General features: G+C 59.1%; 15 protein-coding genes. 11 read left to right on the top strand and 4 right to left on the bottom strand.

Translation table 11 applies throughout. The features are described 5' to 3' along the window. Positions 1-156 precede the first annotated feature (156 nt). Both LCH65_RS06075 and LCH65_RS06070 read left to right on the top strand, forming a co-directional pair. Positions 157-1,782, top strand: coding sequence for a flagellar hook-length control protein FliK (locus LCH65_RS06075; protein WP_226439230.1), 1,626 nt, complete (start codon positions 157-159; stop codon positions 1,780-1,782). Beyond that, positions 1,782-2,105: an EscU/YscU/HrcU family type III secretion system export apparatus switch protein gene (locus LCH65_RS06070; RefSeq protein WP_003370273.1), complete on the top strand. Its 324-nt coding sequence runs from the start codon at positions 1,782-1,784 to the stop codon at positions 2,103-2,105. The genes LCH65_RS06075 and LCH65_RS06070 overlap by 1 nt, the downstream gene beginning before the upstream one ends. A 21-nt stretch (positions 2,106-2,126) precedes the next feature. Here LCH65_RS06070 and recR read toward each other — a convergent pair whose 3' ends face one another. Further along, the gene (gene recR, locus LCH65_RS06065) at positions 2,127-2,729 is read right to left on the bottom strand and encodes a recombination mediator RecR (protein ID WP_003370271.1); all 603 of its coding nucleotides are present in this window, start codon (positions 2,727-2,729) and stop codon (positions 2,127-2,129) included. Positions 2,730-2,839: 110 nt separating this feature from the next. Beyond that, complete coding sequence (locus LCH65_RS06060; protein ID WP_060708016.1) at positions 2,840-3,724, bottom strand: LysR family transcriptional regulator; 885 nt, start codon at positions 3,722-3,724, stop codon at positions 2,840-2,842. A 96-nt stretch (positions 3,725-3,820) separates the two neighbouring features. On the opposite strand from LCH65_RS06060, the gene LCH65_RS06055 reads away from it, so the two are divergent. The 5 genes from LCH65_RS06055 to LCH65_RS06035 all read left to right on the top strand — a co-directional run bounded on the left by LCH65_RS06055 (position 3,821) and on the right by LCH65_RS06035 (position 9,087). Continuing rightward, complete coding sequence (locus tag LCH65_RS06055) at positions 3,821-4,957, top strand: DSD1 family PLP-dependent enzyme (RefSeq protein ID WP_003370267.1); 1,137 nt, start codon at positions 3,821-3,823, stop codon at positions 4,955-4,957. Next, positions 4,947-5,339, top strand: coding sequence for a RidA family protein (locus LCH65_RS06050; RefSeq protein ID WP_003370265.1), 393 nt, complete (start codon positions 4,947-4,949; stop codon positions 5,337-5,339). The genes LCH65_RS06055 and LCH65_RS06050 overlap by 11 nt, the downstream gene beginning before the upstream one ends. Positions 5,340-5,358: 19 nt before the next feature. After that, the gene (locus tag LCH65_RS06045; protein WP_003417790.1) at positions 5,359-6,543 is read left to right on the top strand and encodes an FAD-binding oxidoreductase; all 1,185 of its coding nucleotides are present in this window, start codon (positions 5,359-5,361) and stop codon (positions 6,541-6,543) included. Between the two features lie 38 nt (positions 6,544-6,581). Continuing rightward, a complete protein-coding gene (locus LCH65_RS06040; protein WP_074808725.1) occupies positions 6,582-7,442 on the top strand; it encodes a GNAT family N-acetyltransferase in 861 nt (286 codons plus the stop codon). A gap of 184 nt (positions 7,443-7,626) precedes the next feature. After that, entirely contained in the window at positions 7,627-9,087 is a 1,461-nt protein-coding gene (locus LCH65_RS06035) for an aldehyde dehydrogenase family protein (RefSeq protein ID WP_122241025.1), read from the top strand. A 740-nt stretch (positions 9,088-9,827) separates the two neighbouring features. Here the strand turns inward: LCH65_RS06035 and rlmM are convergent. Beyond that, positions 9,828-10,901 (bottom strand): 23S rRNA (cytidine(2498)-2'-O)-methyltransferase RlmM, encoded by a 1,074-nt coding sequence (gene rlmM / locus LCH65_RS06030; protein WP_060708020.1) that lies wholly within the window; start codon positions 10,899-10,901, stop codon positions 9,828-9,830. A gap of 192 nt (positions 10,902-11,093) precedes the next feature. Here rlmM and acnA point away from each other — a divergent pair, with 192 nt between their 5' ends. From acnA to LCH65_RS06015, 3 genes are all read left to right on the top strand, one after another. Continuing rightward, a complete protein-coding gene (gene acnA, locus LCH65_RS06025) occupies positions 11,094-13,838 on the top strand; it encodes an aconitate hydratase AcnA (protein WP_044308497.1) in 2,745 nt (914 codons plus the stop codon). A gap of 232 nt (positions 13,839-14,070) precedes the next feature. Continuing rightward, positions 14,071-15,636, top strand: a complete 1,566-nt coding sequence (locus tag LCH65_RS06020; protein WP_003436183.1) for a PAS domain-containing methyl-accepting chemotaxis protein — start codon at positions 14,071-14,073, stop codon at positions 15,634-15,636. 748 nt (positions 15,637-16,384) lie between these two features. Then, a complete protein-coding gene (locus LCH65_RS06015; RefSeq protein WP_183131665.1) occupies positions 16,385-16,909 on the top strand; it encodes a hypothetical protein in 525 nt (174 codons plus the stop codon). 64 nt (positions 16,910-16,973) lie between these two features. Here LCH65_RS06015 and LCH65_RS06010 read toward each other — a convergent pair whose 3' ends face one another. Next, positions 16,974-18,839 (bottom strand): autotransporter outer membrane beta-barrel domain-containing protein, encoded by a 1,866-nt coding sequence (locus LCH65_RS06010; protein WP_226439255.1) that lies wholly within the window; start codon positions 18,837-18,839, stop codon positions 16,974-16,976. 768 nt (positions 18,840-19,607) lie between these two features. Here LCH65_RS06010 and LCH65_RS06005 point away from each other — a divergent pair. Next, positions 19,608-21,488, top strand: coding sequence for a hypothetical protein (locus tag LCH65_RS06005; RefSeq protein ID WP_226439229.1), 1,881 nt, complete (start codon positions 19,608-19,610; stop codon positions 21,486-21,488). Positions 21,489-21,508 lie beyond the last annotated feature (20 nt).

Genomic DNA, 21,508 nt, shown 5'->3' with positions numbered 1-21,508 from the left:
GCCAAAACAGACACATACGGAGTAAAACGCGGTTCAAGTCGGGGTTGATACGGCCGTTACATGAAGAGAAGTTAATGGCGGCTGGTCCGGTTTCGGCCGGTATTATACATGCGAGTCCTGTTATCAAAGGGGCAATTTCCTCGGGTCGATAGTTCAATGACAGGCGACATCACCAGCGTTCCGGCAACAAACGCCACCATGACACTGCTGCGCAACGGCATCTCCCCGGCGCAAGTGCTGACCATGCTGCAATCGGCGGAAAATCTGATCCCCGAAGGCGAGACCGTCAACGCCGAAGTGCTGACCCTCAAGCAGGTCAACCAGAACTTCCAGCTGTTGTTGCGACTGGTGCTCGCCAACGGCAGCCTGACCAATTTACCGGTCACCAGCAGCGTCCCGTTCACGCCCGGCAGCCTGCTGCAAGTGGCGCAGGCGTCGGCCAACGAGCTGACCTTGACGCTGCAGCAGCTCAACGGCGCGCTGAAAAACTCGATGACCAGCATCGATACCCGACAATTACCGGTCGGCACGCTGCTGCAGGGCAAAGTCATGACCAGCCAGGTGATCGCTCAGGGAGTCAATCAACTGGCCGGCCAGAACCCGGCCGCTGCGACGCCCACCTACCGGTCCATCGTGATGCTGCTCAACACAGCGCTGGCGGGTTCCAGCCTGACCATCGAGAGCCCGCAGCCGCTGACGGTGGGCAGCCTCTTGAGCGCTCAGGTGCAAGGCAATCAGGCACTCAACTTCGTTGCCCTGCCCGGTCGTTTCGACCAACTGGCCGTGGCGCAGCAACTGTCCGCACAGCAAAATCGCCAAGGCTCGCTGGACACTCTGATCAACGCCCTGCAAAACCTGCAGTCCGGCAGCCCGACCAGTACCAGCCCGGCCATCAGCGCGCCGCTGCAGGCCAGTATCAACCAGTTACTTGCCGACCTGCCCGACGTTGAGCAGATGACCACGCCCAAAGGCGTCGCACAGGCGCTCAACGCCAGCGGTGTATTTCTGGAAGCCAAGCTGCTGGCCGGATTGAACCCGGCGCACATGCCGGACATGAAAGCCAATCTGATGCGCCTGATCGCCCAGATCCTTCCCGGCCTGCCGGATAACACGTCCTATGGCGCAGCTGCGGCGTCCAATACCCTGGCGCGCACAATGCCCAATGCAATCCGCAATGCGCTGGGCACCCTGGGCCTGGTCGCGGCACGCACACAGCCAAGCATTTTTCCGCTGCCATCGCGCACGGTCAGCGGAGGCGAGAAGGAGGACGATCTGGAAATCCTCCTCAAGCTCGCTGCGGCTGCCGTATCACGCCTGCAAAGCCATCAACTGGGCGGTCTGGAGCAGACACGTACCAACGCCGACGGCACCCAGGTGACCACCTGGCAACTGGAAGTGCCAATGCGCAACGCCCACGACATCGTGCCCTTGCAGGTCAAGGTGCAGCGCGAAGACACGCCGGATCAGGAGGCCACCGAAGACCGTGATGATGGCGAGATCAAGGACACCCGGGAAAAGCTCTGGAAAGTCGATCTGGCGTTCGACCTCGAGCCGTTGGGCCCCTTGCAGGTGCATGCACAGTTACTGCGCGGCACGCTGTCCAGCCAGCTGTGGGCCGAGCGCCCCGACAGCGCGGCATTGATCGAACATGAGCTGGGGTATCTGCGCGAACGGCTGATAGCCTGCGGCCTGGCAGTGGGTGAACTGGCCTGCAGTCACGGCACACCGCCAAGCGGTCCGCGTACCGCGCTCGAACAACGCTGGATCGACGAGAACGCCTGATGAGCCTACCCGACCACACTCCGCGCCAGGCTATCGCCCTCAGCTATGACGGCCAGCATGCTCCGACGCTCAGCGCCAAGGGCGACGACCAGTTGGCCGAGGCGATTCTGGCCATTGCTCGCGAATACGAAGTGCCCATCTACGAGAATGCCGAACTGGTCAAGCTGCTGGCACGCATGGAGCTGGGCGACAGCATTCCCGAGCCGCTGTACCGCACGATTGCCGAAATCATCGCGTTCGCCTGGCACCTGAAAGGCAAGTTTCCGGCAGGTCAGGACCCGGACGCGCCACCTGTCGAGCGCGATATTACACCGCGCTACTGACAGCAGAAGCGCTGGCCGGTATCACATCGAAATCGGCTTGCGCCCTGCAAACGAGTGCGCCAGGGTACCGCCGTCGACCAGGTCCAGCTCGCCACCCAGCGGAACGCCGTGGGCGATGCGCGACGCGACCAGGCCCTTGTCATGGAGCAACTGGGCGATGTAATGCGCCGTCGCTTCGCCTTCCACGGTCGGATTGGTCGCGAGAATCACTTCGGTGAAGGTGCCCTGCTGGCTGATGCGTTCCATCAACTGCGGAATGCCGATGGCCTCCGGCCCCAGGCCGTCGAGCGGCGACAGATGGCCCTTGAGCACGAAGTAACGACCGCGGTAGCCGGTCTGCTCCACCGCATAGACATCCGTCGGGCCTTCAACCACGCACAACAACGTGTCATCACGACGCGTATCTGCACATTGCGGGCAGAGTTCCTCTTCGGTCAGCGTACGGCACGAGCGGCAGTGACCCACGCCGTCCATCGCCTGCCCCAGTGCCTGCGCCAGCCGCGAACCGCCGCTGCGGTCACGCTCCAGCAACTGCAACGCCATGCGCTGAGCGGTTTTCTGACCGACGCCCGGCAGCACGCGGAAGGCATCGATCAACTGGCGAATCAGGGGGCTGAAGCTCATGGAGAAAAATCCGACAAAAACACAAGACGCGGTTTATACCCGCGCGTTGCCGTGAGCGTCAATTAAGGTATTCAACCCTGCGACCAACAGCGTGCCGTTGCTTTGCCGGATCAGGCTTTCAGAGCTGTCTCGAGAAACTCGGTCAGCGCCTGCACCCGTGCGCTGCGATGCTTGCGTACAGGCACCAGCAGGTTGATCGGCGCACTGGCCAGCTGCCAATCGGCGAGCACCCTTACCAGCCTGCCGCTGGCAATGGCGTCGCTGACGTCCCACTGCGAGCGCAACACGATGCCCAGCCCCTGCTCGGCCCAGCGCCGGGCGACCGAACCGTCGTTGCTGAGCAGCGCGGGCTCGATGCGTAGGGTCTTTTTGGTCTGGCCCTTGCTCAGGTGCCAGAGGGTGACGTCTTCATCGTTTTCGCGAATACAGATGCAGCGATGGGCAGCCAGCTGTTCGGGCGTCGAGGGCACACCATGCTGCTCGATATACGCCGGGCTGGCGCATAGCCAGCGATGGTTCTGCGCCAGCGGCCTGGCGATCCACTGGCTGTCATTGAGGCTACCGATGTGTATCACCGCATCGCTGTCATGACGGTCCGGCCAGGGTGTTTCGCGCAGGTCCAGCTGCAGACACAACTGCGGGTGCAGCCTGGCGAAGCGCGCCAGCAGCGGCGCAATGCGCTGGCGCCCATAACCGAATGGCGCTGCCAGGCGCAGCGTACCCGCCAGCCGTTCGTCACGCTGCTTGAAGGACTCCGGAAGCGCCTCCAACTGCTCCAGCAACTGTGCGCTTTCGCGTGCGAAACGCTCGCCATCAGCGGTCAGACTCAGGCGCCTGGCGTCGCGATTGGCCAGGGTGATGCCCAGTTGCGCCTCCAGTTTGCGCAAGCGCATCGACAACGCCGGCGGCGAGACGTTGAGGATTCTGGCGGCAGCACTGAGCGATTCGCAGCGCGACAGGGTCACGGCCAAACGCAGGTCTTCGATGGCTATCATTCACTTCAGCTTAATGATTGATGATCACGCATTGAACCACAGCTTCATCATCGCTGCGTAGAGTGGCTGCCGTACCCAGCCACATGAGCGCTTTCCATGTCAGCCTCCCTGTCCTCTCTCGATACGCCTGTCGCGCTGCTCGATGTGTCGCGCATGCAGCACAATATCCAGCGCATGCAACAACGCATGAATGAACTGGGCGTGCGCTTGCGCCCACACGTCAAGACCAGCAAATGCCTGCCGGTCATTCAGGCGCAGATTGCAGCGGGCGCCAGCGGCGTCACGGTATCGACATTAAAGGAGGCCGAACACTGCTTTGCCGAGGGCATCGACGATGTGTTCTATGCCGTGGCCATTGCGCCCGGCAAGCTGGAGCAGGCACTCAGACTGCGGCGCAAGGGCTGCCGCCTGAGCCTCCTGACCGACAGCGTGGCGGCTGCCCGGGCGATTGTGGTCTTCGGCCAGGCGCATGACGAACGTTTCGACGTCTGGATTGAAATCGATTGCGACGGTCATCGTTCCGGCCTGACCGTCGACGATGCATCGCTCGTCGAGGTCGCGCGCACGCTGGTCGACGGTGGCATGCAACTGCGTGGGGTAATGACCCATGCCGGGTCCAGTTATGACCTCGACACCCCCGCAGCCCTGCAAGCCCTCGCCGAACAGGAGCGCAGGCTCTGCGTCAGCGCCGCCGAGCGGATTCGTCAGGCAGGACTGCCCTGTGCGGACGTCAGCATTGGTTCGACACCGACGGCCCTGTCGGCGCAGAGCCTGCATGGCGTGACCGAAGTTCGCGCCGGCGTGTATGTGTTCTTCGACCTGGTGATGCACAACATTGGCGTATGCCAGGCAGATGAGCTGGCCCTGAGCGTGTTGACCACGGTCATCGGCCACCAGCACGACAAGGGCTGGATCATCGTTGACGCGGGCTGGATGGCCATGAGCCGCGACCGTGGCACTCAGCGCCAGCGCGAGGATTTCGGCTACGGCCAGGTGTGCAGCGAAAGCGGCGAGTGGATCGACGGTGCACGGGTCACCGGTGCCAATCAGGAGCACGGCATCATCACGCTTGCTACGGGCAGCGAGACCGACATCAGCAAGCGTTTTCCCATCGGCAGCCGACTGCGCATTCTGCCCAATCACGCCTGTGCCACCGGCGCGCAATTCCCGGACTACCACGCCTGCGACAGCGAAGGCGCAATCCATACCTGGAGTCGCCTGCATGGCTGGTGAGATGAAACCGATCAGTACGTCCCTGGCCGCAGCACCCGGTGGGCATTATTCGCAGGCGATGCTGCATCAGGGCACGCTGCATGTTTCCGGACAATTGCCGGTGCGCGCCGATGGCAGTCACAGCGTCGGGGAGCCGTTCGAGGTCCAGGCTGCGGTCGCGCTGGACAATCTGCTGGCCATCCTCGGCGCGGCGGGATGCAGCACGAATGACCTGCTGAAAGTGACCATTTATATTGCCGGCGTCCAACACTGGCCTGCCTTCGACCGTCTCTACGCGGGCTATCTGGGCGAGCATCGCCCTGCGCGTGCCGTAGTGCCGGTCCCGGAATTGCACCACGGCTACCTGATCGAGATCGAAGCCTTGGCGCGCTGTGATCAATGAACATGACCGGGAGCCCCTCATGACCCCACAAAAAAGCGATGTCCTGATTATCGGCGGCGGCTTCATGGGCGCGTCCTCCGCGTTTTTTCTGCGCCAGCACGGCCGTTCGGTCACCCTGCTGGAGCGTGACCAGATCGGCCAATATGCCAGCGGCGTGAATTTCGGCAACGTGCGCCGTCAGGGACGATTTCTTGGCCAACTGGAACTGTCCAATCGCTCTTGGGCACTGTGGAAGCGCCTGCCTGAGCTGATCGGTGAAGACCTGGAATTCATTCCCAGCGGGCATATGCGCGTTTGCTATCGCGAAGACGAAATTGCCGAACTGGAAGCCTATGCCGCCGCCCCGGAAGCCCGCGAGCTGGATTTGCAGATCCTTTCCGGCAAGGCTCTGCATGACCGTTTTCCGTTTCTTGGTGCACAAGTCAAAGGCGGTTCCTATGCGCCCCATGACGGGCACGCCAACCCGCGGTTGGCTGCACCCGCATTCGCCCGTGCGGCGATTCGCGCAGGTGCAAGAATTGAAGAACGCACTGAAGTGATCGAGGTGCAGAAGGTCGGCGGCGAGTTTCAGGTCACCACCGCCGATGGACAGCTATTCGTCGCCGAACAGTTGCTCATCACTGCGGGTGCCTGGGGCGCCAGGCTCGCCGAGCAATTCGGCGAGTCAGTGCCTCTTGAGCCGAACGGACCGCAGATGTCGGTGACAGAACCGATACCTTACGCGCTGCCGACGGTGATCGGGGTGTTCACCAGGATCAAGGAAGAAGTGATCTATTTCCGGCAGATCCCGCGCGGCAACATCATCATCGGAGGCGGCAATCGCAATAAACCGGACATGCTCAACCGCCGCGCCTACTTCAAGCCGGAGAGCCTGATCAACCAGATGAAACAGATGAAACGCCTGCTACCAGGTGCAGAGAAGCTGAACATCATCCGTGTCTGGAGCGGCATCGAGAGTTACACGCCGGACTCGCTGCCGATCATGGGCCGCAGCGGCAAGGTCGACGGCCTGTTCTACGCGTTTGGCTTCTGCGGCCATGGTTTTCAGCTTGGCCCCGGCGTCGGTGACGTCATGGCCGAGCTGATCAGCACCGGCAGCACGCGCACATTGATCAGCCCGTTCGATATTCGCCGCTTCACCGATCCGACCGCCATCGAGATGCCGCTCATGTCCAGCCTGATGAGCACTGGAAAGCTGGTATGAGCCCAACCACTCACCCACCCCATCGCAACGGAGGCGCCATGCCTGCAACCACAGACGCTCACTACCAGTATCGCCCGGTGACTGCGGAGGATATCCCGGCAGCCCATGCCCTTTCAGTGAGCCTCAAATGGCCACATCGCGAACAGGACTGGGCAATGGTGCAACGTACTTCCGAGGGCTTTGTCGCCGAGCATGATGGCCAACTGGTTGGCGTAGCGTTTACCTGCCATCAGGGCGACTGGTCCTCGATCGGGCTGGTGATCGTCCGCGATGATCATCAGGGCAAAGGCATCGGTCGCCGCTTGATGAAGCTGTGTCTCGACGCGACGGCACCGCGCACGCCAGTCCTCAACGCTACGGAACTGGGCGCGCCGCTTTACCAGAGTCTGGGTTTCGTGGATTTTGCCCGCATCCAGCAGCATCAGGGCATTGCTGACCTGTCAGGTCTGTTGGCACCGAAAGACGACCTGCCGATTCGTACGCTGGGTCCGACCGACCACGCAGAACTGATCCGACTGGCCAACGCGGGCAGCGGCCTGGATCGCACTGCCGTGTTGACTGACCTGTTGTCGCGCGATGCAGAACGCGCGGTCGGGATTGAATACGCAGGTCAGTTGCAAGGCATCGCCCTGCTGCGCCGCTTCGGGCGCGGTCATATCATCGGTCCGGTGGTCGCCCGTGATGTCGATCAGGCACAACGATTGATTGAACACCTGTTGCAACAGATACCCGGCATGTTCGTGCGCTTCGACATTCTGGCTGACTGCGGACTGGCAGCGTGGCTCGAAGGGCTGGGGCTGCCATGTGTCGACAGGGCACCGCGCATGGTGCTCGGGACGCCGCCCGCCTCCGCCCCGGATGTGCAGCAATTCGCGCTGGTGACTCAGGCGATCGGCTGAAAACAGCGCGGATAAACGGCCGAAACAGGTCCGCCATGTTAGCGGGTTGCATACAGCAGATTATTCTTTGCAACCCGGCAGATCGGCGCTTTTTATCCAGACTGCTTTGTTAGCTTATGGGTATCGAACGGCCTGACAGCAAAGTGCCTGGCCTTGACCATTATTGCTCCAGGGAGCCCGCTGGATGACCTCACAGTCCTTGAACAGCCATCACGTTGATCCGGACACCGCGCTGAAACTGTATATCGATGGGGGGTGGTCCGCCCCGCTCGACCCGGTCAGTATTGCGGTGATCAACCCTGCGACCGAAGAGGTGGTGGCGCACGTTGCCAGTGGCTCGGCCGCCGACGTCGACCGCGCGGTTGCAGCGGCGCGGGCAGCCTTTGCGGGCTGGTCCGGCACCTCGGCGCACGCCCGGGCACAGATAATCGGTCGGATCCACGAGCTTATTCTAGAGCGCAAGGAACAACTGGCGCAGGCGATCTCGCTGGAGATGGGCGCAGCCATCAGTTCGGCGCGGGCCATGCAGGTGCCGCTGGCCGCCGAGCATGTGCGTGTCGCACGTGACCTGCTGGCGACCTATCGCTTCCAGACCGTTGAAGGCGGCACGGCAATCGAACGCGAGCCCATCGGGGTGTGTGGCCTGATCACGCCGTGGAACTGGCCGTTGTATCAAATCACCGCCAAAGTCGCGCCGGCCATCGCGGCGGGTTGTACGGTGGTGCTCAAGCCCAGCGAATTGTCGCCTTTGAGCGCCCTGCTGTTCGCGCAACTGGTGCATGACGCCGGTCTGCCGCCCGGGGTGTTCAATCTGGTCAATGGGAGCGGCCCCGAAGTCGGCGGCGCTATGGCGGCTCACCCTGATATCGACATGATCTCGATCACTGGTTCCAATCGGGCAGGCGCATTGGTGGCGCAGGCCGCCGCACCGACGGTTAAACGAGTGACTCAGGAACTGGGCGGCAAATCACCGAATATCCTGCTGCCCGACGCCGACTTCGCCAACGCGGTGCCGCCCGGCGTGATGGCCGCGTTCCGCAATGTGGGTCAGTCGTGCAGCGCACCAACGCGAATGATCGTGCCCAGGAACCGACTGGCGGAAGTCGAAGCGCTGGCTGCCGAAACGGCCGCGGCAATCGTTGTGGGTGATCCGCAGTCGGAGCACACGGTATTGGGCCCTATCGCCAACGAGGCGCAGTTTCACCGTGTCCAGGCGATGATCGATGCAGGGCTGAGCGAAGGCGCGAAGCTGGTGTGCGGCGGGCCGGGACGGTTGCTGGGCCATGAGCGAGGCTTCTATACCCGGCCAACGGTGTTTTCCGAGGTGGATTCGTCCATGCGTATCGCCCGGGAAGAGATTTTCGGCCCGGTGCTGTGCCTGATGGCCTACGACACGATTGAGGAGGCTATCGCAATTGCCAACGATACGGTCTATGGCCTGGGTGCGCATGTCCAGGGGCAAAACCTCGAGCAGGCACGCGCGGTGGCTTCGCGCATTCGTGCCGGGCAGGTGCACCTGAACTACCCCGCCTGGAACCCGATGGCCCCGTTCGGCGGCTACAAGCGCTCTGGCAACGGTCGCGAGTATGGTGTGCAGGGGTTCGAAGAGTATCTGGAGACCAAGGCTATTGTGGGGTTTGGTTGAGTGGCGCTGGTGCTGAAAGTCCGGAAAATGGGGCTCAGACTACGATGAGGATCGTTCCAACGCTACGCGTGGGAATGCAGTTCGTGACGCTCTGCGTCACACAGCGATTCTGTGGCGTCAGCTGGATTGGCGTTCGGCCCAGATTCTCGTTCCCACGCTCCGCGTGGTAATGCCTTTCGTGACGCTCTGCGTCACACAGCGGTTCTGTGGCGTCAGGTGGATTGGCGTTCTGCCCAGATTCTCGTTCCCACGCTCCGCGTGGTAATGCCTTTCGTGACGCTCTGCGTCACACAGTTCTGCGATTCAGTGAGATTCAGGCTCGACTTGAGTCACCTTTTCGCCCCTCGGCGACCTACTTTGATGGGGCCAAAGTAGGCAAACCCCCTCGCTCCTGTTTCCGGCCCGACTGCGTCGGGTTCCTTCGCCCTGACACTGATCCGGGGGTCGCCGCAACGGGCCATCCATGGCCCGGTGCGGCTAGCCTGGCGTCCTGCCAGGCTACCCCCGGATCAGCGCCAGGACTCAGCCGTCACTAACGTCGCACTCTGCGTCGTCAGTGCCATCGCGGTTGAAAAGCACTGAGTTGGCAGCGACTGCGTGTAAGGCATGACATTGTTTAGTATCGATGATTTGTGACGCAGAGCGTCACGAACTGCGTACCAACGCGGAGCATTGGCACGATAATCCGATAGTCACTGAAATCCTATAGTCACTGAAGCATGCGGCGCGAGTGTGAGAAATCACTTTCTCGCCGCTTTGGCCACATCAAGCCTGCGCAGGTGGCAGGTGACTTCTTCGCGGTCGTGGTAGAGCTGTTTGCAGCCGATGGACACCCGTACCCCTCGCGCCTGAAAGCCCTCTTCGATGCGGTCGAGCAGTCGGCGTACTTCAGCGTAACGCTGTTTCATCGGCAGCTTGAGGTTGACCACTGCTTCGCGGCACAGGCCTTCGCCCAGCCAGGTTTCCAGCAGCGCGGCATTGCGCGCAGGCTTCTCGACGATGTCGCAGACCATCCAGTCCACCGGGTGCCGGGGTTTGTAGGTAAAACCGTCAGCCATCAAGTGCTGGACCAGCCCGGTGTCCATCAGGCTTTCCGCCATCGGCCCGTTATCGATTGCCGTCACCAGCATGCCGCGGCGCACCAGTTGATACGTCCAGCCACCCGGTGCGGCACCAAGGTCCACGCCGGTCATGTCGCCGGAAAGGCGTTCGTCCCACTGGTCTCTGGGGATGAAATGGTGCCATGCCTCTTCCAGCTTCAAGGTAGAACGGCTAGGTGCCTCGCGGGGAAATTTGAGGCGTGGGATGCCCATCGGCCACATGGCAGAGTTGTCCGCATCGGCCAGACCGAGAAACACCTCGCGACCACTCTTGAAGGTCAGCAGCAGACGCGGCTTGCGCGGGTCATCCACCAGTTTGCCTGCCTGAGTCAGAGCCTTGCGCAGCGGCGCTTCGAACTTCTTGCAAAAATTCGACAGTTCCTTGCCGTCGTTGGTATCCACCACCTCAAGCCACAGACTGCCGCAGATCGGGAACGCCGCCAGCTGCGCCAGAATCACGCTGATGCGATCGGTTTCCGGCAACTCGAGAAACAGCCCCCGCGCCCACTGCCGGGGAAAGATCAGCTTGTCGAAGCGCTGACCGTTCATCAACCGCTCGGCACCATCCGCCTCGGTGCAGATGAATTCGGCGCAGGCGGTGTCGGGACGGGCCTTGGCATACCCGGCCACGTCCAGGCGCGCGGCGTGATCGGCTATTTCCGAGCAGACTTCGCCCTCAAAACCGGGTCGGCAGTGCATAAACAGTGTATTCATGGGTTACTCCTGGGCAGTGGGCACTCGGGCGTAACCCCGCAGACTTGAAAGCCGCGCATGATAGCCCAATCCAGGAACCACTGGTGCTGCAGAACAGTCCACAACAGTTGAAGCCTGATGCGGCGCTCCCGACCTGATGCACATGGAGCCCGTGAACCGATGTTCGGAGAACATTCCTCAAAGGAGACATTCATGCCCTCCCTCGATAGCCTGAAGAGCCTTAAAACCCTCGAAATCGATAACAAGACCTACCACTACTTCAGCCTGCCGGAAGCCGCCCGCTCACTGGGCGATCTGGACAAGCTGCCCATGTCACTCAAGGTGCTGCTGGAAAACCTGCTGCGCTGGGAAGACAACAAGACAGTAACCGGCAACGACCTCAAGGCGCTTGCCGACTGGTTGACCGAGCGTCGCTCTGACCGGGAAATTCAATACCGCCCTGCCCGCGTGCTGATGCAGGACTTTACCGGCGTGCCGGCCGTGGTCGATCTGGCCGCCATGCGTGCTGCCGTGGCCAAGGCTGGTGGTGACCCGCAACGCATCAACCCGCTGTCCCCGGTGGACTTGGTGATCGACCACTCGGTGATGGTCGACAAGTTTGGCAACGCCGAGGCGTTCGGCGAGAACGTCGACATCGAGATGCAGCGCAACGGTGAGCGCTACGCGTTCCTGCGCTGGGGCCAGAGCGCTTTCGATAATTTCAGCGTGGTGCCGCCCGGCACCGGCATTTGCCATCAGGTGAACCTCGAATACCTGGGCCGCACGGTATGGACCAAGGAAGAGGACGGCCGCACTTACGCATTCCCCGACACGCTGGTCGGTACCGACTCGCACACCACGATGATCAATGGCCTGGGCGTACTGGGCTGGGGCGTGGGCGGTATCGAAGCCGAAGCGGCGATGCTTGGCCAACCGGTGTCGATGCTGATCCCGGAAGTCATCGGTTTCCGGCTGACCGGCAAACTGAAGGAAGGCATCACCGCTACCGACCTGGTGCTCACCGTCACCCAGATGCTGCGCAAGAAAGGTGTGGTCGGCAAGTTTGTCGAGTTCTACGGCGACGGCCTGGCCGATCTGCCACTGGCCGACCGCGCGACCATTGCCAACATGGCGCCCGAGTACGGCGCAACCTGTGGTTTCTTCCCGGTCGATGACGTCACGCTGGATTACCTGCGTCTGTCGGGTCGTCCCGACGAGACCGTCAAGCTGGTCGAAGCGTATTGCAAGGCTCAGGGTCTATGGCGTCTGGCAGGCCAGGAACCGGTGTTCACCGACAGCCTGGAACTGGACATGAGCACGGTCGAAGCCAGCCTTGCTGGCCCCAAGCGCCCTCAGGATCGTGTAGCGCTGCCGAATGTGTCCAAGGCCTTCAGCGATTTCCTCGGTCTGCAGGTCAAGCCTGCCAAGGTCGATGAAGGTCGCCTGGAGAGCGAAGGCGGTGGCGGTGTCGCGGTTGGCAACGAGGCCCAGGTCAGCGGCGAAACCCAATATGAATACAACGGCCAGACCTATCATCTGAAAGACGGCGCTGTGGTGATCGCGGCGATCACGTCCTGCACCAACACCTCCAACCCCAGCGTCATGATGGCAGCCGGGCTGGTCGCGAAGAAAGCCGTCGAGAAAGGCCTGAAGCGCAAGCCGTGGGTGAAAAGCTCATTGGCACCCGGCTCCAAAGTGGTGACCGATTATTACAACGCAGCAGGTCTGACCCAATACCTCGATGCCCTGGGCTTCGATCTGGTCGGTTACGGCTGCACCACCTGCATCGGCAACTCCGGACCGCTGCTGGAGCCTATCGAGAAAGCTATTCAACAGTCCGACCTGACAGTCGCGTCGGTGCTTTCGGGCAACCGCAACTTCGAGGGCCGCGTCCATCCGCTGGTCAAGACCAACTGGCTGGCATCGCCCCCCCTGGTAGTCGCCTATGCACTGGCAGGCTCGGTGCGCATCGACATCAGCAGCGAACCCCTGGGCGAAGGCGCAGACGGCAAACCGGTCTATCTGCGCGATATCTGGCCGAGTCAGCAGGAAATCGCCGACGCCGTGGCCAGCGTCAACACCGGCATGTTTCATAAGGAATACGCCGAAGTCTTTGCCGGCGACGAACAATGGCAAGCCATCGAAGTGCCGCAGGCTGCCACCTACGTCTGGCAGGACGATTCCACCTACATTCAGCACCCGCCGTTCTTCGACGGCATCGACGGTCCGCTGCCGGCTATCGAAGACGTGGAAAACGCACGCATCCTGGCCCTGCTGGGCGACTCGGTGACCACCGACCATATCTCCCCTGCCGGTAATATCAAGGCCGACAGCCCTGCCGGGCGCTACCTTCAGGAGAAAGGCGTCACGTATCAGGACTTCAACTCTTACGGCTCGCGCCGTGGCAACCATGAAGTGATGATGCGCGGGACCTTTGCCAATATCCGTATCCGCAACGAAATGCTCGGCGGCGAGGAAGGTGGCAACACGGTGCATGTGCCCTCCGGCGAGAAGCTGGCGATCTACGACGCGGCCATGCGTTATCAAGAAGAAGGGACGCCGCTGGTAATCATTGCCGGTCTGGAATACGGCACGGGTTCAAGCCGCGACTGGGCAGCCAAAGGTACCAACCTGCTGGGCGTCAAGGCGGTCATCGCCGAAAGCTTCGAACGGATTCACCGCTCGAACCTGGTGGGCATGGGCGTGCTGCCTTTGCAGTTCAAGAACGGCCAGACGCGCAAGACCCTCGGCCTGACCGGCAAGGAGACGCTGAAGATCACCGGACTGACCAACGCAGACGTACAGCCGGGCATGAGCCTGACCCTGCATATCGACCGCGAAGACGGCAGCAAGGAAACCGTCGACGTGCTGTGCCGCATCGATACGCTTAACGAAGTGGAATACTTCAAGTCGGGCGGCATTCTGCATTACGTGCTGCGCCAGCTGATCGCGTCCTGATACCCCTGAATGGGGCCTGCATCCTGCTTAAGGGTCAGGCCCCAGCATGAAAATTTTTATAAACTCGCTCCTGCTCCGCCCACCTCCAGCCTGATGTATTACGGGCTGTTCACCTGTCCCATGCTGGCCCGCCAGGGCTGACTCTCCGGTCACTTGTCGCACGTCGCTCAATTTATCGACGTGCCCGCCGATAACCACGCCACAGTCTTCCGGATCGAAGGATCGAAATCCCATGCGCAACAACCAGCCCGTCACTCAACATGAGCGGACATTCCCTGCCGAACAACGACTGATTTCCACCACCGACACCCGAGGCACCATCACCTACTGCAACGATGCCTTTGTCGACATCAGTGGTTACAGCGAGGCTGAATTGCTGGGTGCTGCGCATAACACCGTACGTCATCCGGACGTACCGCCTGCAGTCTTCGAGCACATGTGGACCACGCTCAAGTCCGGGCAGCCGTGGATGGGCATCGTCAAGAACCGCTGCAAGAACGGCGATCATTATTGGGTCAATGCCTACGTGACGCCGGTACTGGAAAACCGCCAGGTGGTGGGTTTCGAGTCGGTACGTATCAAGCCGACCGCCGAACAGATCCGCCGTGCCGAGGCGCTTTACACCCGCCTCAACAAGGGCAAGAGCGCCGTACCAAACCGCGACAAGTGGCTGCCGGTACTTCAGGACTGGCTGCCGTTCATTCTGGTCAGTCAACTGAGCTTCCTGATCGGCGTGTGGCTCAATTCACACTGGGGTTTTGCATTGGCTGCGGCGTTGTCGGTACCGCTCGGCCTGCTGGGGCTTTCCTGGCAGCAGCGTGGCACCAAACGCTTGTTACGCCTGGCCGAACAGACCACTTCCGACCCGTTGATCGCGCAGATGTACACTGACAGCCGTGGCCCGCAAGCGCGTCTGGAAATGTCGATCCTCAGCCAGGAAGCGCGCATGAAAACCTGCCTGACGCGTTTGCAGGACACCGCCGAACACCTGAACAGTCAGGCCCGCCAGTCCAACTCGCTGGCCAATGCCAGTTCGATCGGGCTGGAACGTCAGCGTGTGGAAACCGAGCAGGTTGCCGCCGCCATCAACCAGATGGCCGCCACCACTCAGGAAGTCGCCAATCACGTAAACCGTGCCGCTGATGCCACCCAGCAGGCCAACGAACTGACGCGTCGCGGTCGCGATATCGCCGGTGAAACCCGCGAAGCCATTCAGCGCCTGTCCACCTCGGTGGGCGAAACCGGCCTGACCGTGACCCGCCTGGCCAAGGACAGCGATGAAATCGGCGGCGTGGTCGATGTGATCAAAGGCATTGCCGACCAGACCAACCTGCTGGCGCTCAACGCCGCGATCGAAGCGGCGCGCGCCGGTGAGATGGGTCGCGGCTTTGCGGTTGTGGCAGATGAAGTGCGTCAGCTCGCGCAACGCACCGCCGAGTCCACCGGACAGATTCATGGCCTGATCGCCAAACTGCAGCAGACCGCAACCGACGCGGTTCACACCATGGACACCGGTCGCCGTCAGGCCGAAGAAGGCGTAGCCCGGGTACTGGAGGCAGATCAGGCGCTGGTGGGCATCAGCGAGGCCGTCGCCAATATCACCGACATGACCACGCAAATCGCCACCGCCACGGAAGAGCAAAGCGCCGTGGCCGAGGAAATCAATCGCAACATCGCCACCATCGCCAGTCTGGCAGATCAGACCTCTGACGAAGCGCGTCGCTCTGCCGTATTAAGTGGTGAACTGACCGACACGGCCAACTCACAGTATTCACTGGTAGAGCGGTTTAATCGCTAAGGCCTGAGACTGTATGCCAAGCCTCGACAAACTTCGGTTGGTCGGGGCTTTTTTATGAGCGTCAATAGTGTGCAGTGTTAGCACTCCCTTCAAATCTGACAGAACTTGAGAAGCCATCTGAAGAACGTGCAGGATATTTTTTAACACCTTCAATGACAGCAATGCAGTACTTTTATCTATTGACAGTGGACGCATACTCCGATTAGTTGAAATCCAGTTGATGCGGTAGTTATTTATTACCCCTTACGCCAACATGCAGATCGTTTTCAGCAAAGCATTGCTGTTCGGTCTGAACACCCCGGCACCGTCAATACAAGTTTAAACACAGCAGCCTACATTTCCGCCCACAACCTTGACGGCCTCGCACGCTAACGCGTGCGAGACCCTAATGATAAAGTTGAGTGAATATTCCTACGCAGGAGTGGGAATTCAGCCAAAACCTACTTTTTCACCTTCTGTAAGACTTATCTGTAGTTAATGTCCTACAGGTATTTCACACACAAAAACCCCTGAAAGAACACCCACACCAAGCCACACCCTTTATTTACAGCATCTCCAACACTAACGAGTGATAACTCACTGTGCACATGATACCAAATGTAACTGCATAACCTCACACAAGCTTGGCGTGTCTTTGATATCGGCAGACACTTGACCTGAACACTTATGTGCCTTGTAATAATTCCGTTGCCGACAACTGCCGGCACGCACATAACAACTCAACTTAATGTCAATAAAAGAGTTTACGATGGATAAACAACAATCCACGGATGTAGCGGCGCGCACCCAAAAAGAAAAAAACACTCCCGACAGCGCGAGCACTGTTCAAGAAGCCCCACCCCACGAGAGCCGCTACCGACACGCGAGCCCTCTCCATCTTCCATCCGATATTTCCAACACGCTGAAAGCACCTGTGCTGCCTAACATCGATCCTGATTCCATCAGTCACGAACAGGCACATGCGGGCATTACCATCCATATCCCTGGGTCAGTCAAAATGTGCTGGGGTGACGAAATCCATTTCTATTGGGGTAAAAACCTGTCATCGACAACGCTTTTCCATCGGGTAGGCGAAAACAGCGTGGTACGTGTGCTGTGTATTTCCTACAACTTCACGCCCTATGTTCAGTACGGCCTGGTTGACCTGTATTACGAGCTTTATCGTGATCATCGCCTGATCGGCACATCGCCGGTGTTGCGGGTGAACGTCAACTACGCGGTGCCTGTCACGTCCCGACAGAGGCAACGCAAACGCAGGTTTACCGATCATTAACCGAAAAGCCCCCGGTGATCATTCACCGGGGGCTCTGGTGTTACTCAGGCACTGGCCTTAAGGATCAGAATGCCAGGCGTAACCCCACATTCGCTCCCCAGGGTTGCTCGATATGCCGACCTTTCATGTAATCGAAGTCTGCGTGCAGTTTCAGACGCTCGGACAGCGACACCGATACCCCGGCGCCCAGTTCGCCGCGCGAACCGAACAGGCTGTTATCGAATTTCACATCGTTGGCTTTCACCTCGTTGCGGCGCGAAAACTCCTGTGCAACGGCGACGCGCACATAAGGCTGCAATACCCCGCCATCCTTGAGCGCGACACTGCGGCCCAGCGAGGTGCCCACCTTGCCCAATAGCGATTGGGTCTGATCGTTCTTCGCTTTCATGCCGTTGTCCAGGCGCAGTTCCTGTCCCTGAACGATGACACTGGACAACTGAGCGAACGGTTCGAGAAAGTAATCGTCCGCCAGTTTGATGTGGCGGCCGAACTCTACCCAGCCCCCTACCCCGTTGTTGGTATAGTCACCCTTGGCCTTGCTTGCATCGCTCATGGCAACATCTGCCTTGTTGCGAAAGCGGTTGAGTTTGAGCACGCCGTCAACGTAGTAGCCATCGTCCGACAGCCAGGTGGCATAGGCGCCTGCATAGTAGCTGTCGACTTTACCCGTAGTACCACGGCTCAAATCGATACCGGACGTGCTGTACCCTCCCAGCACACCGACCACCAGTTGGCCGTTGCTGACCTCGACGGGCGCATCGGCCCCCAGCGACAGGCCACTTTGCTTCTGCCGATAGTCGACACCGTCACTGGTCGTGGCATTCAGCCTGTTGCCATAGGCGCGCATCCAGCTGCCCGCCCTGCCGCTAGCACGAACCTCACCCATGCGCGAACGCAGGGTAGAGAGCTCACTCATCCAGATGGCAGGTGCCGCGCTGTAAAGGGCAAGCGCGCTCTGGGTCGAGGGGCTTATGACCTTGTCTTTACCGACGATGAACCAGTCATTGCCCTGCTGTTCCAGCAAATACGAATAGGCGCCCAGGTCGACCCGCCCGCCCAGCAGGCTGAATTGCGCGTCGCCACCTTCGGTATGCACCACCTTGAGCGGTGCCATGTCAGCAGACACAACCTCCACCCCCGTGTTGCGCACCTGCAAGCCGAACTGTCCACTGGCCTGGCCGTTGACGTCGATGAGATCTCCGACACCGTTGTCCAGATCCACGCGCAAGCCAAACGTGCCGCCCCCTGACAACTCATTCAGCGAAAGTGTATGAAAGCCTTCGCCAGCAAACGCCACGCTGCCGCCATGCAGGGAAAGCGACCTGACGGCATTGTCGCCCTGCATCTGCCAGTGACTGCCCGAGGTAATCGCCAGACGGTTGCCATTGACGATGTTGCCGTTCAATTGTGCGTCGTTTTGCAGCGTGATGTTCAGGGTGCTGGTGTCATCGGCGACAAGGTTGCCATTGAGGGTGCTGTTATCGACGTTGAAGTTGACAGTGCTGTGATCTTCCACCTCCAGCAGGTTGCCATTTCCGGCCCATAGCTCGGAATGGTTTTGCACAGCAATGTCGGCCTCGATGTCGAGTGCAACGCGCTGGTTTACTTTGATGGCGGCCCCGGCCAAACCCTGGACTATCGATCGGTCAATCACAGCAACGGACTTGTTTCCGACCAGTATTCCGGCTTGGGATCCATCTACCAGATGGATTCCATTCATGTCGCCTGTCACATGACTGTTGTCGGCGATCAGCACATTGGCGCCAGAAACAGAAATCCCCTGGCCACTTTTGCTTTGCGACGCAAACCCGCGCACATCGGTATTGAAAATACTCAGCGCCCCCCACAACCCGACTGAAATACCGTCGCCCGATCCCGATACATCGCTTGAATGAGCCGATACCGTGGAGCCAGGGTTGATAGAGCCCATCACTCCATGAAGAACGATGCCGCTACCTGTCGCGTTTTTCACGGTAGCGTTGGAGAGATTACCCAACGCATCGGAAAGGCTGATACCGCTCTCAACCACGCCGGACTGAATATTGACCGTAGCGTCTCTCACGACCACCTGGTCTGCTCGCCCACCGACAATATTAAGAACACTTTGATAACCAATGTGATAAGAATCGAAAGGAGTATCAGGACCTACGGTAATGATTTCAGCCCGTCTAACGGTTTCATCTGGCAACTCTTCATCCGGCCACAATCCGGTGACTGCTGCAGTGTCTAAAGGCAGACCATTATTATCGCCCGATGCCGCTGCCGACGCCTGTACATTAGCGAGAGCGCCAAAAGCAATCACGGCAAGTTGAAACGCGCCACCCCGCGACTTAACGACGTTACTTTTTCTACTAGACACCGTCCATCTCCTCGTTTTTTTGAGAGTGGAAAGATAGCTTACTTAATTCATAAACCCTGGCCCTGTTCAATACCCAAAACGTAGGAGCCTTCCCAAAATAATATAAGAAGTTTCTTACAGCGAGCATCCAAATGGGCGCCAAGCAAAAAACTCTCAAACTAATTAAATAATCTCCACACAACCACTTGACCAGCCCACCAAAACCCTATTACGTCCAATTTTGACTGAGAACATCATTGACTCTTTCGCCAAGTACCAACCCAAAAAATCTCATTCAGAAACACGTTCGAAAAAAAGTAGGAAATCCCCTACAAAATTTTAATGATAAGGCCTCTACACATGAAAAATTGCTCAAACAACTATCTCCCAACACCTGTTTCAATTTCCGGAAACAGGCACAGAAACTTGAATCTTGTATTGGCTGCACCCGATATTGCAGTCGCATTTCATGATCAGGATACGCCAGGGCTCATACCGGTCGCTGAGGCATCACAACCGTTGACGGTCGATCTCGTTGTATGGCCAGCGGCACTTCCTGGTTACACATATCAACTGCTGTTCAACAGTATCGCGACTGGCCCCCAAAAACTGATTCTGCCCTCACATGCACCAGGAGACCCCCTGCACTTGGAGATCCCGGCCGAGCTGTTGCTGGAAGGTTTCCACGATGTCGCGTACGTCGTTGTCAATCCGATCAATCAGGTAGAACAGAGATCGGAAATTTTCCGGATTCAGATCGACCGGACAGCGCCAGGCGCTCCGGAGCTTGCTGCCATACAGTTCCCAGCCGAGATCCAGAACGGTCTGACTGCCGCCGAGCTCGATCAACTGGGTGGCCAACTTGATGTGCAGATTCCCGGCTACACCGGTATGGCCAAGCATGACCGCATTCTGACCAGGTGGGGAGATATCGTAGGCCCCACTGCCGTCGTCAACGAAACCGACATGGGTCTGGACAAGGTCTCGGTCACTTTTACACGAGCGTTTCTGCAAACGTTGGGGGAGGAAGAAAAGCAGGTGTGTTACCAGGTCATCGACCGTGCAGGCAACCCTTCAATCCTCTCGAACACTGTAGCGGTGAAATTAAGGCTGAAAGATTTGCCTTCTGATTATCCGGCACCTGTCATTGATCAAGCGGTAGGCGATCTGATTGATTATCTGGAAGCTCAGGCCGGAGTATTGGTCGACATCCCCCATTATCCGGGCGCAGCGGCGCTTGATAGCATCCAGCTATTCTGGGGCACCAATAATCCCTTGACCCCTGTCTTCGTTGCACCTGGCGACGAAAATGAAGCCGTCATACTCACGTTGAAACTGCCATTTGAGGCCATTGCCCAAGGTCCGCAAGGCGACACCGCGGTTCATTATGAAGTGTTTCGCAACGGCGAACTGACCGGCACATCGCTGGACACCCACATAGACGTTTTTACAACACTTCCCTTCCCCACCCCCTTGAACAATTTGACGATACAAGGGACGAGCGTACAAAACCCGAACACCCAGGACAACTTCATCGACGAAGACGATTACGAGTTGAACGGCAGAGGCGTAGTGCTCTGGAATACGGGATTCGAAATCAATGATGATTTGAACCTGTACTGGGGCAATCAGTTAAAAACGCAGTGGTATCAAATACGGTCTAGCGACGTTGCAGCGGCAAGAGACTTGATTATTCCGATTGATAACGAGCTGATGAAGTTGCAAGGCACTGGCGAGGCCATTCCGGTGTACTTCACAGTCACGCGTACAGGAAACCCAAACAGTATGACGAGTCCGACTCAGCCTGTAACAGTACGGTCTCGAGAAGAGCAACCCGGTGGCGAAAACGGATTGACTGGGCCCACGTTCAATCTCACGTCCAACGGAGTGCTGGGGCCCAATGAAAATCCAGACGGTGCCGATGTAAAAGTCTCACCTTATGTAAATATTGCCGAGGGCCAGAAGATCACCTTCACGTTCAAGGGTTTTGACGACTTCAATAATCCCATCGAAGCCACTACTTATGTGACGACTCGTAAGCTCGATGAAGTGGATGTTGTGCAAGGGCATGTATTCAAGGTCCCTCAGATCAACACACTGCTTATTTGCACAGGGTTTGCGGAGGCGAGTTATACCGTCGACCCTGTCGAAGGCAGCAATCAAAGTCCGGCAACCTCCACGGTCACTCGCGTCATCGTGCATATGCTTAAACCTACCGACTTTACCTGTCTGAGTCGCTAAACCGTTGCGGGCTCACAAGG

It is taken from the genome of Pseudomonas sp. MWU16-30316, from assembly GCF_020515645.1.
Lineage (GTDB): Bacteria > Pseudomonadota > Gammaproteobacteria > Pseudomonadales > Pseudomonadaceae > Aquipseudomonas > Aquipseudomonas cerasi.
This window is presented reverse-complemented; position numbering and strand designations above follow the sequence as displayed.